Origin of the sequence: Pseudomonas sp. DSV-1, assembly GCF_035830915.1 — a bacterium.
Taxonomy (GTDB): Bacteria; Pseudomonadota; Gammaproteobacteria; order Pseudomonadales; family Pseudomonadaceae; genus Aquipseudomonas.
In genome coordinates, this window is record NZ_JAYMYG010000001.1 from 1354781 (window position 1) to 1371912 (window position 17132).

15 protein-coding genes are annotated in these 17132 nt (G+C 58.7%); 10 read left to right on the forward strand and 5 right to left on the reverse strand.

The window, feature by feature from the left end; translation table 11 throughout:
- Window positions 1–15 precede the first annotated feature (15 nt).
- A complete protein-coding gene (locus tag VSQ83_RS06500) occupies window positions 16–906 on the forward strand; it encodes a pseudouridine synthase (RefSeq protein WP_219262495.1) in 891 nt (296 codons plus the stop codon).
- A gap of 74 nt (window positions 907–980) precedes the next feature.
- Here the strand turns inward: VSQ83_RS06500 and VSQ83_RS06505 are convergent, their stop codons facing one another.
- Both VSQ83_RS06505 and mobA read right to left on the reverse strand, forming a co-directional pair.
- Window positions 981–1202, reverse strand: coding sequence for a YgdI/YgdR family lipoprotein (locus VSQ83_RS06505; RefSeq protein ID WP_133077850.1), 222 nt, complete (start codon window positions 1200–1202; stop codon window positions 981–983).
- Between the two features lie 104 nt (window positions 1203–1306).
- Window positions 1307–1876, reverse strand: a complete 570-nt coding sequence (mobA, locus tag VSQ83_RS06510) for a molybdenum cofactor guanylyltransferase MobA (protein WP_219262494.1) — start codon at window positions 1874–1876, stop codon at window positions 1307–1309.
- 78 nt (window positions 1877–1954) lie between these two features.
- Between mobA and moaB the strand changes: the two genes are divergently transcribed.
- Together moaB and VSQ83_RS06520 are read left to right on the forward strand one after the other, a co-directional pair.
- Window positions 1955–2494, forward strand: coding sequence for a molybdenum cofactor biosynthesis protein B (moaB, locus tag VSQ83_RS06515; protein WP_133077848.1), 540 nt, complete (start codon window positions 1955–1957; stop codon window positions 2492–2494).
- Window positions 2478–3704 (forward strand): molybdopterin molybdotransferase MoeA, encoded by a 1227-nt coding sequence (locus VSQ83_RS06520; RefSeq protein ID WP_133077847.1) that lies wholly within the window; start codon window positions 2478–2480, stop codon window positions 3702–3704. Before moaB ends, VSQ83_RS06520 begins: the two co-directional genes overlap by 17 nt.
- A 75-nt stretch (window positions 3705–3779) precedes the next feature.
- Here the strand turns inward: VSQ83_RS06520 and VSQ83_RS06525 are convergent, their stop codons facing one another.
- Window positions 3780–5228 (reverse strand): mannose-1-phosphate guanylyltransferase/mannose-6-phosphate isomerase, encoded by a 1449-nt coding sequence (locus VSQ83_RS06525; protein WP_326425777.1) that lies wholly within the window; start codon window positions 5226–5228, stop codon window positions 3780–3782.
- A 158-nt stretch (window positions 5229–5386) separates the two neighbouring features.
- On the opposite strand from VSQ83_RS06525, the gene yegS reads away from it, so the two are divergent.
- The 3 genes from yegS to VSQ83_RS06540 all read left to right on the forward strand — a co-directional run bounded on the left by yegS (window position 5387) and on the right by VSQ83_RS06540 (window position 8188).
- Window positions 5387–6283 (forward strand): lipid kinase YegS, encoded by an 897-nt coding sequence (gene yegS, locus VSQ83_RS06530; RefSeq protein WP_219262492.1) that lies wholly within the window; start codon window positions 5387–5389, stop codon window positions 6281–6283.
- 91 nt (window positions 6284–6374) lie between these two features.
- Window positions 6375–7310: a chemotaxis protein CheV gene (locus VSQ83_RS06535; protein ID WP_326425780.1), complete on the forward strand. Its 936-nt coding sequence runs from the start codon at window positions 6375–6377 to the stop codon at window positions 7308–7310.
- 71 nt (window positions 7311–7381) lie between these two features.
- The gene (locus VSQ83_RS06540) at window positions 7382–8188 is read left to right on the forward strand and encodes an MOSC domain-containing protein (protein ID WP_326425782.1); all 807 of its coding nucleotides are present in this window, start codon (window positions 7382–7384) and stop codon (window positions 8186–8188) included.
- 57 nt (window positions 8189–8245) lie between these two features.
- Here the strand turns inward: VSQ83_RS06540 and VSQ83_RS06545 are convergent, their stop codons facing one another.
- Window positions 8246–10174 carry a transglycosylase SLT domain-containing protein gene (locus VSQ83_RS06545; RefSeq protein WP_326425784.1) on the reverse strand — a complete coding sequence of 643 codons (1929 nt, stop codon included), beginning with the start codon at window positions 10172–10174 and terminating at the stop codon, window positions 8246–8248.
- A 214-nt stretch (window positions 10175–10388) separates the two neighbouring features.
- Between VSQ83_RS06545 and VSQ83_RS06550 the strand changes: the two genes are divergently transcribed.
- Window positions 10389–12305, forward strand: coding sequence for an ATP-binding cassette domain-containing protein (locus VSQ83_RS06550; protein ID WP_219262488.1), 1917 nt, complete (start codon window positions 10389–10391; stop codon window positions 12303–12305).
- Between the two features lie 77 nt (window positions 12306–12382).
- Here the strand turns inward: VSQ83_RS06550 and VSQ83_RS06555 are convergent, their stop codons facing one another.
- Window positions 12383–12823: a universal stress protein gene (locus VSQ83_RS06555; protein WP_019827477.1), complete on the reverse strand. Its 441-nt coding sequence runs from the start codon at window positions 12821–12823 to the stop codon at window positions 12383–12385.
- 103 nt (window positions 12824–12926) lie between these two features.
- Here VSQ83_RS06555 and VSQ83_RS06560 point away from each other — a divergent pair, with 103 nt between their 5' ends.
- The 3 genes from VSQ83_RS06560 to fadA all read left to right on the forward strand — a co-directional run bounded on the left by VSQ83_RS06560 (window position 12927) and on the right by fadA (window position 17123).
- Window positions 12927–13364, forward strand: coding sequence for a hypothetical protein (locus VSQ83_RS06560; protein ID WP_326425787.1), 438 nt, complete (start codon window positions 12927–12929; stop codon window positions 13362–13364).
- Between the two features lie 408 nt (window positions 13365–13772).
- Complete coding sequence (fadB, locus tag VSQ83_RS06565) at window positions 13773–15920, forward strand: fatty acid oxidation complex subunit alpha FadB (protein WP_326425790.1); 2148 nt, start codon at window positions 13773–13775, stop codon at window positions 15918–15920.
- A 27-nt stretch (window positions 15921–15947) separates the two neighbouring features.
- Window positions 15948–17123: an acetyl-CoA C-acyltransferase FadA gene (gene fadA / locus VSQ83_RS06570; protein ID WP_133077838.1), complete on the forward strand. Its 1176-nt coding sequence runs from the start codon at window positions 15948–15950 to the stop codon at window positions 17121–17123.
- Window positions 17124–17132: the final 9 nt, after the last annotated feature.

The window sequence follows — 17132 nt, forward strand, 5'->3', positions numbered from 1 at the left end:
CGCCTGAGTGTTTCTATGTCGCCCCAGCCTTTCAACGCCGCCGAGCATCAAGCCAGCACTTTGTACCTGCCGCCGGGTAGTTGGCTCACGGTGCTCGACTGCCTGTGTGAGCACTTTCGAGCCATCAGCCGCGATCAGTGGCTCGACCGGATTGCCCGTGGCCGGGTACTGGATGCCAATGGAGCGCCGATCAGTCCGCAACTGGCCTACAAGGAAGGGCTGCGCATTCACTACTTTCGCGAAGTGCCTAACGAAACGCCGATCCCCGTGCAGGAAACCATCCTGTATGCCGATGAGCATCTGGTTGTCGCGGATAAACCGCACTTTCTACCGGTGACCCCTGCGGGCGAATATGTTGAGCAAACGCTGTTGCGACGCTTGATTCGAACCCTGGATAACCCTCATCTGGTCCCCCTGCACCGGATAGACCGGCACACGGCAGGCCTGGTGCTGTTTTCGGCCAACCCTGAGACTCGCTCGGCGTATCAGTCGTTGTTTCCCACGCGTAAAATCGAAAAGCGTTACGAGGCAATTGCTCGGGCCTTGCCTGATCTGGAGCTACCGCGCGTGCACAAAAGCCGCTTGGTGGAAGGCGAACCCTTTTTCCGCATGCAAGAAGGGCAGGGCGTCAGCAACACTGAAACCTTGGTCGATATCTGTGAGAAAAAGGGTGATTTGTGGCGCTACGCGCTGTATCCCGTGACAGGAAAGAAGCATCAGTTGCGGGTGCACATGGCGGCCCTGGGGGCAGGGATCTGCAATGATCCGTTTTACCCTGACGTGATCAAGGACGCCGTCGATGACTATGCCAATCCGCTAAAACTGTTGGCCCAGAGCTTGCGCTTTGCAGACCCGCTGACGGGTGAGGCGCGTTTTTTCGAGAGCCGGATCACGCTGGACTGGTAATAACAGAATCTGCACAAGGGGAATGCGGTTCACGAAAGGTGGGGAGCGAGCCTGCTCGCTCCCCCAAAGCCGGATTACAGCTCTTTAACGGTGCGAATCTGGTCTTTGTTGATGCGGGTTTTTTTGCCGTCCAATTGCTCGAACTGATAGAAACCCGAGGCATCATCGTACTTTGGCGCATCGACTGTCTGGATTTCACGGCCGTCGTTAAGTGTGATCACTGAAGGCGAAGAGCAGCCAGCAAGGGCAGCCAGGCCAGCAGCAAGCATCAGGGCGGCGAGAGTCCGGTGAGTCATGGTGTATCTCCAACAAGTGAATGTGCTGTTATGGATTACTGTCCCTGAGACGTATACATCGTCTGCAAGTTCCATTACTAGTGTCTGGCAGACGCCTGCGCGGTTTATTCCAGTAAATCCGGGGTGTTGAAATTGATCAGTCGGGGATCATTTTCGGCGCATTGCCAGGCCTGTGCATTGAGCTGAAGCATTATTTTTCGCGGACTGCGCTCACCCGCCTGCCAGGCGGCTTCGAAGGCAGGCGCCAGTGCAGTCGGGATTACACACAGCAGCGGCTCCCACTGTTCGCCGTGGCGCACCATCGCCGGTTGCTCAGGGTGCTGGCGGGCTGCGTCAAGCAGGGCAACGAGCAAATCGCTGTCAATGTTTGGTACGTCACAGGGCAGCACCAGCATGTGCGTGTTCCGGGCCGCGGCCAGTCCCGCGCGTATCCCTGCCAGAGGTCCGTCAAAGTCATCATTGCCATCACTGACCAGTTGATCGGCGTAGGGTGCGTATAGCTCGTGGTTGCGATTGCACGAAATGATCAGGTCATCGCTCAGCGGTCTTGCGAGGCGCTGCGCGAACTCGATCAGCGGCTGGCCCCGCCACGTCACCAGCCCTTTGTCCTGGCCGCCCATGCGCTGGCCGCGCCCCCCCGCCAGCAGCAAAATGGAGCATTGAAACAGGCTCATCCGGTACTCCGCACAACCAGCGAAAAGAAGGGCTGTGATATAACACCGGGCTGTTTATCCTACAACTGGACCTCGTCTATGAAAGCCAAGGTTGATGCACCTTTCGTACCTTTGAACATCGCTGTTCTGACGGTTAGTGACACCCGAACCCTCGAAACCGATACCTCTGGCCAAGTCTTTGTCGATCGCCTGAGCGATGCCGGGCACACCCTGGCGGCGCGGGTATTGCTCAAGGATGACCTGTATAAAATTCGCGCCCAGGTCGCCACCTGGATTGCCGAAGATGAGGTGCAAGTGGTGCTGATTACCGGCGGCACCGGGTTTACCGCCCGCGACAGCACGCCAGAAGCCGTGAGCTGCTTGCTGGATAAACAGGTTGATGGCTTTGGCGAGTTGTTCCGTCAAATCTCGGTGGCCGATATCGGCACTTCGACCGTGCAATCCAGGGCCCTGGCCGGTCTGGCCAACGGCACGCTGGTGTGCTGCCTGCCGGGTTCGACCAATGCGGTACGCACCGGTTGGGACGGGATTTTGGCCGAGCAACTGGATTCCCGTCATCGCCCGTGCAACTTCGTCGCCCATTTGAAGCAGGCGCCGGCCTGTGACACCCGTGGGTAAGCCGGGTCGTACGGGCGAGCTGATGCCTGTCGAAGTGGCGTTGGCGCGCCTGCTGGCGCTGGCAGAAGCTGCGCCGATCCGCGACACCGAGTCGGTTCTTCTGGCTGCGAGCGAAGGCCGGGTGCTGGCCCATGACCTGATCTCAAGCCTTGACCTGCCGCCGTGGCCCAACAGCGCCATGGACGGGTATGCCCTGAATGTGGCGGATTGGTCGGGCGAGCCGCTAACGGTCAGCCAGCGTATTTTTGCCGGTGCGGCCCCCGAACCACTGGCTCCTGGGACCTGTGCACGGATCTTTACCGGCGCACCGATGCCAGCGGGTGCGGACTGCGTCGAGATGCAGGAAAACGCCCAGGTCCAGGCCGACGGTCGAGTGGTTTTTACCCATGCCTTGCGTACAGGTCAGAACATTCGTCCTCAGGGGCAGGAAACCACCGTTGGTGAGGTCGTCCTGCCTGCAGGCACGCGCTTGGGGCCGATTGAACAGGGCCTGGCAGCGTCCTTGGGGTGCGCAGCACTGGACGTGATTCGTCGGGTCAAAGTCGCGGTGTTGTCCACGGGCGATGAGTTGATCGAGCCGGGCCAGCCGTTGGGGCCGGGGCAAATCTACAACAGCAACCGCGTGTTGCTGTGCAGCTGGCTCACGCGACTGGGCTGCGAAGTGGTCGATGGGGGTATTTTGCCTGATGACTTGCCTGCAACCCGTCAGCGCCTGGGTGAGTTGGGGGCGGTCGACCTGATTCTTTCCACGGGCGGAGTGTCGGTGGGCGAGGCGGACTTTTTGGGTATTGCGCTTCGCGAAGAGGGCGAGCTGGCCTTGTGGAAGCTGGCAATCAAACCGGGAAAACCCCTGACCTGCGGACATTTTCGCGGTGTGCCGGTGATCGGCTTGCCGGGCAATCCTGCGTCGACTCTGGTGACGTTCGCGCTGCTGGCACGGCCGTACCTGTTGCGCCTTCAGGGCGTGCAAGCCGTCGAACCACTGAAATTCCAGGTGCCTGCCGGGTTCGTCTGGCCCAAGCCGGGCAATCGCCGCGAATACTTGCGCGCACGGTTGGAGCAGGGGCGTGCGGTGATCTACAAAAACCAGAGTTCGGGGGTTTTGCGCAGCGCAGCATGGGCCGAGGGCCTGGTGGAAGTCCTTGAGGAACGTACTTTGGTTGAAGGCGACTGGGTGGGGTTTATCCCGTTGAGTGAAGTGCTGGGGTAAGCCTGGCGTGCTGTAGCCGCTGACGAAGGCCCTTCGATCCTTATCGCAGCCTGCGCCAGCGGCTACACAATCGAGTCATTCAGCGAGGGGCGCTCGGCCATAAATATCAGTCAGGCGCACGATATCGTCTTCGCCCACATACGCGCCGCTTTGCACTTCGATCATCACCAGATCATGTTCTCCTGCGTTGCTCAGTCGATGAGGGCTGCCGGGGTTGATCAGGGTGGACTCGTTGATGCCGAGGACGAAATCAAGGTCGCCATTAGTCACCTGCGCCGTGCCGCTGACCACGATCCAGTGTTCGCTGCGTTGTTGATGGACTTGCAATGACAGTGCGGCCTGAGGCTTGACCACGATGCGCTTGATCTTGAACCCCGGCCCTTCCTCCAGCACGGTGTAAGTGCCCCATGGGCGGGTCACTGTGCGGTGCAGACGATAAGCATCGTGGCCCTGAAGCTTGAGCGCCTGGGCGATATGCCTGACGTCCTGGCTGCGCCTGGCATCGGCGACGAGCAGGGCATCCGGCGTGTCGATAATGATCAGGTCATTGAGACCGACCCCGCCCACCAGGCGCTTGGGCGAATCGATGTAGCAGTTGTGTACATCGTGCAGCACGTTTTCGCCATTGCACTGGTTGCCATTGGCATCTGCCGGGCTCAATTCACGTACCGCCTCCCATGAGCCGATATCGCTCCAGCCCAACTGGCAGGGCACTACGGCGACTTTTTGCGAGTGCTCCATCAGTGCGTAGTCGATGGATATATCGGGCACCAGGGCAAAGCTCTGGCTATCCAGTTCCAGATGGCGCTGCTGTTTACCCTGGAACACCTGGCTGTGCTCGAGGCAGTTGATCACTGCAGCCAGAACATGGGGGGCGTGAGTCTTGAATTCGCGCAGCACACTGTCGACACGCAAGCAAAACATGCCGCTGTTCCATAGATGCAGCCCGCCCTCGAGGTAGTCCTGGGCCGCCTGTGCTTCAGGCTTTTCAACAAACCGCTCGACTTTGTAGCCGTCGCTGCCCAGCTTCTGGCCTTTTTCGATATAGCCAAAGCCGGTTTCAGCCCGGGTTGGCAAAATGCCAAAGGTCACCAGCCAGCCCTGGTCGGCCAGTTGCCGGGCGCGGTCTACCGCCTGGCTGAAGGCGGCAATATCGGTAATCAGGTGGTCGGCGGGCAGCACCAGCAGTTGGGCGTCTTCGCCGTAACGCCGGGCAACGTGCAGCGCGGCAGCGGCGATGGCCGGGGCGGTGTTGCGGCCAAAGGGCTCGAGGATAAAGTCCAGCTCCAGGCCTGCGTTGTTCAGTGGACGATAATCGTCGAGGGTGCGGAAAAACACGTCCCGGTTGGTGACGGTCAGCAACTGGTTCACGTCGCGCAGTCCGATTGCGCGATTGAAGGTCTTCTGCAGCAAGCTCTCGCCATCCGGCAAGCACATGAAGGGCTTTGGCATGGCCTCTCGTGACACCGGCCACAGCCGGGTGCCAGCGCCACCGGCGATGATGCAGGGAACGAGTGTGCTCATTCAAAACGCCTCTAGAATCATTGGATTGCTGTCAGAGGGTGAAGTCTGACGGGTTATGCGGCTTTGATCGACCCGTGGAGGTTAAATCGCGGGTACATGAGTCGTTCTTGCAAGGCTGTTGTCCAAGCTATCGGACCGAATTTGTCGAGGGATGGAACATGAGTGCAGGTAAGGCGTTTTTGATTCTGCATGGCAAGCAAGCGCTCAATGAAGAGGTGCGGGCGGCCGTTGAGCAGCAGCGTGCGGCCGGGTGGGAATTGGCGGTACGCCTGACATGGGAAGCCGGGGACGCCCAGCGTTTGGTGCACGAGGCGCTGGATGCGGGTTATACCCATCTGATTGCGGGCGGTGGCGATGGCACATTGCGTGATATTTGTGAGGCCATGGCGCTGGCCGATACCGAGGCCAGTCTGGTGCCGTTGCCTTTAGGCACGGCCAATGATTTTGCGCGGGCGGCGGGCGTGTCGCTTGAGCCGAGCGAAGCCCTGGCCTTGCTCAATGTGCCAGCCCGGGCCGTTGATCTGGGCGAAGTGGGTGGTCAATTGTTTTTGAACATGGCCACGGGGGGCTTTGGCAGTCAGGTGACGGCCAACACCTCGGAGGATCTGAAAAAGGTACTGGGCGGCGCGGCCTATCTGTTTACCGGGCTGACGCGCTTCAGTGAGCTGCATGCCGCCTACGCCGAGTTGCAGGGGCCGGACTTTCACTGGAAAGGCGAGCTGCTGGCGCTTGGGATTGGCAACGGTCGCCAGGCGGGAGGCGGGCAAATGCTGTGCCCTGATGCCCTGGCCGATGATGGCATGCTGGATATCAGTATTTTGCCTGCCCCCCAGGAAATCGTAGGCACCCTGAAAAGCCTGATGGCTGAGGGTTGGGGGCTGGATAACCTGTTTGTCCGGGCGCGTTTGCCCTGGGTTGAAATCAAGGCTGCCGAAGGCCTCTCGATGAATCTCGATGGCGAGCCGCTGGAAGGTGATGCCATGCGCTTTACCGTGCGCAATGGTGCATTGAAGGTTCACTTGCCCGAGGGCTCGCCTTTGCTGGGCAGTGAGTGACTGCGGGTTAGTTGATGGCTATCCAATATCAAGTTTCCGGGAGTCCGGCCGATAACGTCAGTCATCAAGTCCCCACGCTCAGGAGTCACTCATGGCCGGCATTCTCGATACGGTAGACCAGCGCACTCAGTTGGTGGGTGCAAACCGGCTGGAGCTTCTTATGTTTCGTCTGGCCGGTCGGCAGTTGTTCGCGATCAACGTGTTCAAGGTGCAAGAAGTCCTGCAGCTACCCAAACTGACGCTCATGCCACATCGCCATCCCCATGTGTGTGGCGTGGTCAACCTGCGGGGCAAGACCCTTCCGGTGATCGACCTTTCCCGGGCGATTGGCATGCGTGCCCTGGTGCCCGGCCCGGACAGCACCATTATCGTGACCGAGTACAACCGCTCGGTGCAGGCGTTTTTGGTGGGCGGGGTTGATCGCATCGTCAACATGAACTGGGAGGCCATTCTGCCGCCGCCCGCCAGTGCCGGGCGCAGCCATTATCTGACCGCCATCAGCAAGGTCGAGGAACAACTGGTCGAGATCATCGACGTGGAAAAGGTCCTGGCCGAAATTGTGCCTTACAACGCCAAAGTCTCACGGGAGAAGCTGGCCGATCCCGTCTTCGAACAGGTACGCGGACGAGAAGTGCTGCTGGTCGACGATTCCAGTGTCGCCTTGGCCCAGCTGCGCGAAACGCTTTCGCAGTTGGGGATCAAGATGCACATCGCCAGCGATGGCCTCAAGGCCCTGAACATGCTCAAGGGCTGGGCCGACACCGGCCAGGTCATGACTGACAAGTTGCTGATGATTTTCACCGATGCCGAAATGCCGGAAATGGACGGTTACCGTCTGACCACCGAGATCCGAAACGACCCGCGTTTGCGAGATTTGTATGTGGTGCTGCACACCTCTCTGTCAGGCAGCTTCAATGAGTCGATGGTGAAAAAGGTGGGTTGCGACAACTTCCTGTCCAAATTTCAGCCGGACAAACTGGTGGATGTTGTCCGCCAGCGCTTGATACTGGATCAAGTCCCTGCGTGAAACCTTGTGTCTTTTCATGGGTGATCTGCTCGTATACTGTGGCTTTTTTTACCTTGCAGGGAGCATGAGCCATGCTGCGTCTAAGCGCGCTTTATCGTTTTCCACTTAAGTCCGGCAAGGGCGAAAGCCTGCCTCAGGCCCGGCTGGACAAGCTGGGGCTGGTCGGTGATCGGCGCTGGATGCTGGTGGATCAAGCCAGCGGGCGTTTTCTTACCCAGCGCGCCGACCCCAAAATGAGCCAGCTTTCGGCACTCTGGAACGCTTCGGGTGGCTTGACCCTGAACGCGCGGGGCTTTGAAGCACTGGACGTGGCGGTGCCGGATGTCGACACCGACCTGCGTGGCGTCACCATCTGGCGTGACACCTTGCGGGTGCCGGATGCGGGTGATGCCGCCGCCGATTGGTTAAGCCGCTTTATCGAAAAGCCAGTGCGCCTGGTGCATGTACCACTGGAGCGTGCACGTACCACTGAGGCCGGCTATGGCCGTGATGATGACAAGGTCGCGTTTGCCGATGGCTACCCGCTCTTGCTGATTGGTCAGGCATCGCTGGATGACATTTCACACAAGGTGGGACGCCCTCTGGATATGCTGCGTTTTCGGCCCAATCTGGTGATCGAAGGCAGCGAAGCCTTTGCCGAAGACGGCTGGAAGCGCATTCGCATTGGTGATGTCGAGTTTCGCCTGGTCAAGTCCTGCTCGCGCTGCATCCTGACCACCATCGACCCGCACACCGGTGTGCGTGATGAGCAGCGTGAACCGTTGGCGACCCTGATGACTTATCGCAAGCAGGAAGACGGCATCATGTTCGGTCAGAACCTGGTGAATGATGGCAGTGGCGTGCTGGAAGTCGGGATGCCGGTGACGGTGCTGGAATAACGCCGCACCACGCCAACGCAGCCTCGCTTCGCTCCTCAGCGGCTACACGGATCAGCATTACTGATCATCAAAATACCGCTCATGCCAGTCCACTACCGGCTGTGGCGCATTGAGCTTCTGCCCGTAGATCACCGAATAAGACAGCACGTTCTGCACATACTGGCGGGTTTCGTCGAAAGGGATGCTTTCGATCCAGACGTCGAAGCCCAGATGATTGGCGCCCTTGAGCCACTGACGAACTCGGCCGGGCCCTGCGTTATACGCCGCCGAAGCCAGCACCCGGTTGCCGTTGAACTGGCCATGCACCTGGCTCAGGTAAGCGGCACCCAACTGGATGTTTTTGTCCGGATTGAGCACTTGCTGCGGTGATGCCAGTGGAATATTGAATTTTCGCGCTGTCTCTTTGGCGGTGGCTGGCATCAATTGCATCAGGCCGCTGGCGCCCACGCCAGAGCGGGCGTCATCCATAAAGGCACTTTCCTGACGGGTAATGGCGAACACCCAGCTGGAATGCAGGCCGCGAAGCTTGGCTTCACGCACCAGGGTGTCGCGGTGGGCCATCGGGAATCGAATATCCAGATCATCCCAGTACTGGGCCTGGCTGATGGTTCGAATGGCCGGAAAATACCACTTCAGGTCGTAGGCAAGCCTGGCCTGGGCGACCATTTCATCGCGGCTGAACAGGCGGCTGACGTAGTACCACTCGCGGCGGCCATCGACGATCTGCCCGCGGTCATGGAACTCCAGTGCCCGTTGCACACCCGGCGTGTTGCGCACTTTTTTGATCAGTTGCGGGCTGAGCATCAACGGTCTGTTGTTGAGCTGATAAGGCGTCTGCGCCCGATCGGCGGCCAGGAATCCGTAGAAATCACGCTCGTTGGCGACTTTTTTGAACAGCACTTGCGCCTGCGGGTTTTTAGGTTCGGCCAGCTCAAGGCTGCGGGCCTGCCAGTAGCGCCAGCGACTGGTGGTTGCCAGGTCCTGGGGCAGTTTGCGGGTCAGCTGGTAGGCGTCTTCCCAGCGGCCCAGGCGCAGCAGCAGGCGCAGGCGCCATTCGGTAACAGTGTTGTCCCGCAGTTCCGGGTCATATTTGGTCATGATGTCCAGGCCGCGACTGTCGTAGCGGCGGGCGAATGTCAGACCGATTTCCCGTGCAATGGCGACTTTCTCGTCGCGCGAGAAATGCATATTGGTTGCGTAGGTGTCGAGCAATGACGCGGCTTTTTCCGGGTCCTGGCGGGCCAGGCGGCGCAGGCCCAGGCCTACGGCGTCAGACATGGCCTCACTGGCCGGAGCAAAGCGTGAAGGCTGGCTCAGCATGTCGGGCTTTTGCGCCACGTCGATCATCAGCCTGGCTTGTGGCCCCAGCGTATTGAGGCCGTTGGCCAGTTGGGTGGCCAGGGCGTAATTGCGCGCTTCGGCGGCAAGCTTGACCCGCTGCCAGCGTTTTTGCTCGGTCAACTGGCCATCGGCGGCCCATTGGCTGAACAGTGCATCGCATGCGGCTGGCTGCGCTTTACCGACCAGCCACAGTTTTTCGGCGTTGGCATAGCCTTCGGCCTTGCGGTTGTGCTGCAGCTCATATTGACCGTTGAGGCAGTCCAGTTCGGTGAAGTTGAGTTTTGGGTCGTAGTACTTGGCGAAGGTTGCCCAGTCGCCACGGTCTGCGAGCCAGCGCAACCAGCGCAGTTTCATCCAGTTGGCTTGAGGCAGGTCGCCGTGCTCGGCCAAAAACTGCTCAATTTCCGTGTTGTTGGCTGACTTCAGGCGGGCGGTCAGTTCGTCATAGGCAAGATAAGGCGTCAGCGGGTAGCTGTGCAGGGCCGCGGCACTTTGAAAGTAAGGGCCGGAGTCACCCTTGGCCAAGGCACGCTTGGCCTGGTCGTAAAGTTGGCGTTGTTGAGTCAGGTCTGCGCCATGGGCGGCTTGCACGGCACAGCTGGTGAGAAGCAGGCAGGATAAAAAATTGAAGAGACGACTGCGCATGAGGCTTCCGTACTGATAAAAACGCGACGAGCGCAGGTCTGGCCTGCACTGATTATTTCCTAGCTTAGCCTTTTGCCAGCAGCACGTGAAAGCCTTGCCGGTTAACCGGTGCAACTTGGCACTAAATGAAGGGGAGCGGGGGCCGTACAAGAAATACCCGGCCGCCCAAGGGGTTAAATCAGGTAGAATGCGCGCCCAGTTTTTGGAGAAGCTCATGACCCTGCTCAAATTCAGCGATGTGTCCCTTGCTTTCGGCTCTATGCCGTTGTTGGACAAGGTGTCCTGGCAGATCGCCCGTGGAGAGCGGGTGTGCATCATCGGCCGCAACGGTACCGGCAAGTCCAGCATGATGAAGCTGGTCAAAGGTGATCAAAAACCCGATGACGGCTCTGTTTGGCGCGCGCCCGGCCTCAAGATTGGCGAATTGCCGCAAGAGTTGCCGGTAGCCGACGAGCGGACCGTGTTCGACGTTGTGGCCGAAGGCCTGGACGGTGTTGGCGAGTTGCTGGCCCAGTACCATCACCTGAGCCAGAACATCGTGACCGATGCTGACCTGGACAAGCTGATGCATGTTCAGCAAGACCTCGAAGCCCGTGATGGCTGGCGCTTGCAGCAATTGGTAGACAGCACCCTGAGCCGTCTGCAGTTGCCTGCCGACAAAACCCTCGCCGAATTGTCCGGTGGCTGGCGTCGCCGCGTCCTGCTAGCGCAAGCACTGGTTTCCGAACCGGACTTGCTGCTGCTCGACGAACCGACCAACCACCTGGATATCGGCGCAATCGCGTGGCTGGAAGAGGCCTTGAAGGACTTCCAGGGCGCGGTTCTGTTTATTACCCACGACCGTTCATTCCTGCAAAATCTGGCCACCCGGATTCTGGAACTGGACCGTGGCGGCCTGATCGACTGGAACGGCGACTACGCCAGCTTCCTGGTCCACAAGGAAGCCACCCTGGCTGCTGAAGAGACAGCTAACGCGCTGTTCGACAAGCGTCTGGCCCAGGAAGAAGTGTGGATCCGTCAAGGTATCAAGGCCCGTCGCACCCGTAACGAAGGCCGTGTACGCGCCCTGAAGGAGTTGCGCGTAGAGCGCAGCGAGCGTCGCGAGCGTACCGGCAAGGCCAACATCCAGCTGGATACGGCAGACAAGTCCGGCAAGCAAGTGATGGTGCTGGAAAACGTCAGCTTTGCTCACCCGGGTGGCCCGTTCCTGCTCAAGGACTTCTCGATGGTGCTCCAGCGTGGCGACCGTATCGGTCTGCTGGGTGCCAACGGTACAGGTAAAACCACGCTGCTGAAGCTGATGCTGGGCGGCCTGGTGCCGACCGAAGGCACGGTTGAGGAAGGTACACGCATCGACGTGGCTTACTTCGATCAGTTGCGTCATCAGCTGGATCTGGAAAAAACCGTGATCGATAACGTGGCTGAAGGCCGCGACTTTATCGATATCGACGGTCAGAGCCGCCATGTACTCAGCTACCTGGGTGACTTCCTGTTCAGCCCTCAGCGTGCCCGCACGCCGGTCAAGGCGCTGTCGGGTGGTGAGCGTGCGCGTCTGTTGCTGGCCAAGCTGTTCAGCAAGCCAGCCAACCTGCTGGTGCTCGATGAGCCTACCAACGACCTGGACGTTGAAACCCTGGAGCTGCTCGAAGAGGTCTTGCTGACCTTCAAGGGCACCGTGCTGATGGTCAGTCACGACCGGGCATTCCTCGACAACGTGGTCACCAGTACCCTGGTTTTCCAGGGCGAAGGCAAGGTTCGCGAGTACGTGGGCGGTTATCAGGACTGGCTGCGCCAGGGCGGTTCGCCGCGTCTGCTGGGCGTGACCGAGAGCAAGTCCGGCAAGGCCGACCTGAACTCGGCCGTGGTCGAGGCTGCGCCGGCTCCTGTGGCCGCACAACCTGCTCCTGCTGCGAAAAAGAAGCTGAGCTACAAGTTGCAGCGTGAGCTGGAATCGTTGCCGGCGGATATCGACGCGAAAGAACAGGCAATTGCTGCGGTTGAAGCAGAGATGGCTGATGCGGGTTTCTATCAGTTGCCTGCTGCCAAAACTGCAGAAGTCATTGCCAAGCTTGAAACGTTGCAAGCCGAGCTTGAGCAACTGGTTGAGCGCTGGGCTGAGCTGGATGCCTGATTGACTGCGTGCTGAACTGAAAAAGCCCGGCCCTTTAACAAGGTGCCGGGCTTTTTTGTTGTTACATGCAGATAAACTTAGTCAGGTTTTTTCAGGCTGACTGCCAGTACGTCGCACGGAGCGCCATGCAGTACGTCGTTGGCGGTGGAGCCCAGCAACAGGGCGAGGCCGTGACGGCCGTGGCTGCCGACCACGATCAGGTCGCATTTTTGTGCTTTGGCCAAGGCATGGATTTCCTGGCGCGGCTGACCGTAGTTCAGGTGGCAGTAATCCTTGTGCAGTTGCGGGTACTTGGCGATCAGCCGCTCAAGGCGCTCCTTGGCCTGATCGAACTGTTGCTGCTGCAGTTGCGAGAGATCCATGGGCACGTCGCCGCCAAACGCCATCGCCATCGGCTCGACGATATGTATCAGTGACAGTTTGGCACCGTTAGCCTTGGCGCTTTCGCTGGCGCGATTGATCACGGGGTCACATTCGTCGGTCAGGTCGACAGCGACCAAAATATGTTCGTAGGGCATGTGGGGTGCTCCTGTAGATGGCGATTAGTTATGAGTATGGCCCTTTTCCAGAGCCTTGGTTCAAGTCTGGGTCACTCGTTTATCACGTAATGAGAGTACAGATATGACGGTATGGATAGTGGTGTCAATCCTGGCGCTGGTTCTGAGTCCCCTGGCCTGGTTGCGGCCTTCCCGGGGGCAGAGTGGGCGTATGGATTTGCGCATGGAGGCACGGCGCATTGGTTTGTCCATGCAGCTGGCGCCTCAGGAATGGCCGTACTGGTTTGAGCCCCAGCCGCCCGGTTCCTGCGCGCAGTACCATCGCCCGCGCCGCAGTACTAAGCCTGATGTTTGGTGCTATTGGCAATCGGCACCTGGAAAATGGCTCAATCGCTGGCAGGAAGAATGTGAAGATGAGCGCCTGCTGGCGCAGTTCAAAAAGCTGCCGGCCAATGTTTACAAAGTTGAGGCCGATGCACAGATGATTGTGCTGGTGTGGGGTGAGAAGGGTGAGGCTCAGGTGCTCAAGGCGATTGATGAGGTGCTCAAGGCGCTGGCATGACCTTTGTGGGAGCGGGCTTGCTCGCGATGGAATCGGCGTGGTGTGGCGGACAAACCGCGTCGTCTGAATCGCGAGCAAGCCCGCTCCCACAATTTTCACCTGCAGGGCGCTTCAATGGTTTCGAGCACTCGTACCGCAGGTGTCTAAACTGACTGCCGGGTCGTTTTGTCATCGTTGTTTCGGACAATTGACAATCGATCGCTTTTCCCTGAAGGTGTCGACACCCAAATCAAACGGGCGTATGAATTGAGCGTTTGTCATGTAAGACAGCTCTCATTTTCAATCCCGATTATCGCGTTGGCGGGTGTGCCTGGCGGATTGGCAACAGCATTGACACAAAGGTCAGTGACAGCCAGACGCTAGCTTCTGACGTGTACTGTTCAGCTTCCATATCCTGGAGATCAGTTGATGATTTACGAAGGTAAAGCCATCACGGTTACGGCTCTTGAAAGTGGCATCGTCGAACTGAAGTTCGACCTCAAGGGTGAGTCCGTCAACAAATTCAACCGTCTAACCCTGAACGAGTTGCGTCAGGCTGTAGATGCGATCAAGGCAGATGCTTCGGTCAAGGGTGTCATCGTTTCCAGTGGTAAAGACGTCTTTATCGTTGGCGCCGACATCACCGAGTTCGTCGAAAACTTCAAGTTGCCGGATGCCGAGCTGATCGCTGGCAACCTCGAAGCCAACAGGATCTTCAGCGATTTTGAAGACCTCAACGTACCCACCGTCGCGGCCATCAATGGCATCGCGTTGGGTGGCGGTCTGGAAATGTGTCTGGCTGCTGACTTCCGGGTCATGGCGGACAGCGCCAAAATCGGCTTGCCAGAAGTCAAGCTGGGTATCTATCCGGGCTTTGGCGGTACCGTGCGCCTGCCACGCCTGATTGGCGTTGATAACGCGGTTGAGTGGATTGCCTCCGGCAAGGAAAACCGCGCCGAAGACGCTCTGAAAGTGAGCGCCGTAGATGCTGTGGTAACGGCTGACAAGCTGGGCGCTGCAGCGCTGGACCTGATCAAGCGCGCCATCAGTGGCGAACTGGACTACAAGGCCAAGCGTCAACCCAAGCTTGAAAAACTCAAGCTGAACGCAATCGAACAAATGATGGCTTTCGAAACCGCTAAAGGTTTTGTGGCCGGCCAGGCTGGCCCGAACTACCCGGCCCCGGTTGAAGCGATCAAGACCATCCAGAAAGCCGCGAACTTCGGTCGTGACAAGGCGCTGGAAGTGGAAGCAGCAGGTTTCGCCAAGCTTGCAAAAACCTCAGCTTCGCAATGCCTGATCGGCCTGTTCCTGAACGATCAGGAACTGAAGAAAAAAGCCAGGATCTACGACAAGATTGCCAAAGACGTGAAGCAGGCGGCCGTTCTGGGCGCAGGCATCATGGGTGGCGGTATTGCCTATCAGTCGGCCTCCAAAGGTACGCCGATCCTGATGAAAGACATCAACGAGCACGGCATCGAGCAGGGTCTGGCCGAGGCTGCCAAGCTGCTGGTAGGCCGCGTTGATAAGGGTCGCATGACACCGGCGAAAATGGCTGAAGTGCTGAACGGCATTCGTCCTACTTTGTCATACGGCGATTTCGGTAACGTCGACCTTGTGGTCGAAGCGGTAGTCGAGAACCCGAAGGTCAAGCAGGCTGTACTGGCGGAAGTGGAAAATCACGTTCGCGAAGACGCCATTCTGGCTTCCAACACCTCGACCATTTCCATCAGCCTGCTGGCCAAGGCCCTCAAGCGTCCGGAAAACTTCGTCGGCATGCACTTCTTCAACCCGGTGCACATGATGCCGCTGGTTGAAGTGATTCGTGGCGAGAAGTCCAGCGACCTGGCCGTAGCAACCACCGTTGCCTATGCCAAGAAAATGGGCAAGAACCCGATCGTGGTCAACGACTGCCCGGGCTTCCTGGTCAACCGCGTCCTGTTCCCGTACTTCGGCGGTTTCGCCAGGCTGGTCAGCGCCGGTGTCGACTTTGTGCGTATCGACAAAGTGATGGAAAAATTCGGTTGGCCAATGGGCCCGGCGTACCTGATGGACGTGGTCGGCATCGACACCGGTCACCATGGTCGCGACGTTATGGCCGAAGGCTTCCCGGACCGTATGAAAGACGACCGTCGTTCAGCGATTGACGCTCTGTACGAGGCTAAGCGCCTGGGTCAGAAGAACGGCAAGGGCTTCTACGCCTACGAAGAAGACAAGCGCGGCAAGCAGAAGAAAATCGTTGATTCGAGCGTGCTTGAGGTCCTCAAGCCTATCGTCTACGAGCAGCGCGACGTGACCGACGAAGACATCATCAACTGGATGATGATCCCGCTGTGTCTTGAAACCGTGCGTTGCCTGGAAGACGGCATCGTTGAAACCGCAGCCGAGGCTGACATGGGCCTGGTCTATGGCATTGGCTTCCCGCTGTTCCGTGGCGGCGCGCTGCGCTACATCGATTCGATCGGTGTTGCAGAGTTCGTGGCCCTGGCCGATCAGTACGCTGAACTGGGCGCGCTGTACCACCCGACTGCGAAGCTGCGTGAGATGGCCAAGAACGGCCAGAGCTTCTTCGGTTAAGCGCCCCATTAGAGTGAGAGTGAAATTATGAGCTTGAATCCTAGAGACGTGGTGATTGTAGACTTCGGTCGCACCCCGATGGGCCGCTCCAAGGGTGGCATGCACCGCAACACCCGTGCTGAAGACATGTCTGCGCACCTGATCAGTAAAGTGCTGGAGCGCAACAGCAAAGTTGACCCGGGTGAAGTCGAAGACGTGATCTGGGGCTGTGTGAACCAGACCCTGGAGCAAGGCTGGAACATTGCGCGCATGGCGTCGCTGATGACCCAGATCCCGCACACCTCGGCTGCACAGACCGTGAGCCGCCTGTGCGGCTCGTCCATGAGCGCCCTGCACACGGCTGCGCAAGCGATCATGACCGGCAACGGTGACGTTTTCGTGGTGGGCGGCGTCGAGCATATGGGTCACGTGAGCATGATGCACGGTGTCGACCCTAACCCGCACATGTCGCTGTACGCGGCAAAAGCCTCGGGCATGATGGGTTTGACCGCTGAAATGCTGGGCAAGATGCACGGCATCACCCGCGAACAGCAGGATGCATTTGCTGTGCGTTCTCACCAGCTCGCTCACAAGGCGACGGTAGAAGGCAAGTTCAAGGACGAAATCATCCCGATGCAGGGTTACGACGAAAACGGTTTCCTGAAAGTTTTCGACTACGATGAAACTATTCGTCCAGATACCACCCTGGAAAGCCTGGCGGCGTTGAAACCTGCGTTCAACCCTAAAGGCGGTACCGTGACTGCGGGCACTTCGTCGCAAATCACCGATGGTGCTTCATGCATGATCGTGATGTCTGCCCAGCGTGCAAAAGACCTGGGGCTTGAGCCGCTGGCAGTGATCCGCTCGATGGCAGTTGCGGGTGTGGATCCTGCGATCATGGGCTATGGTCCAGTACCGGCTACACAAAAAGCATTGAAGCGTGCAGGCTTGAATATGGCCGATATCGACTTCATTGAGCTCAACGAAGCTTTCGCTGCACAGGCCCTGCCAGTGCTGAAAGATTTGAAAGTGCTCGACAAGATGAATGAGAAGGTTAACCTGCACGGCGGTGCCATCGCTCTGGGTCACCCGTTTGGGTGCTCGGGTGCTCGTATCTCCGGCACTTTGCTCAATGTAATGAAGCAAAATGGCGGCACTTTCGGGTTGTCCACCATGTGCATTGGTCTTGGCCAGGGCATTGCCACCGTCTTCGAACGCGTCTAAGCGTTGCGT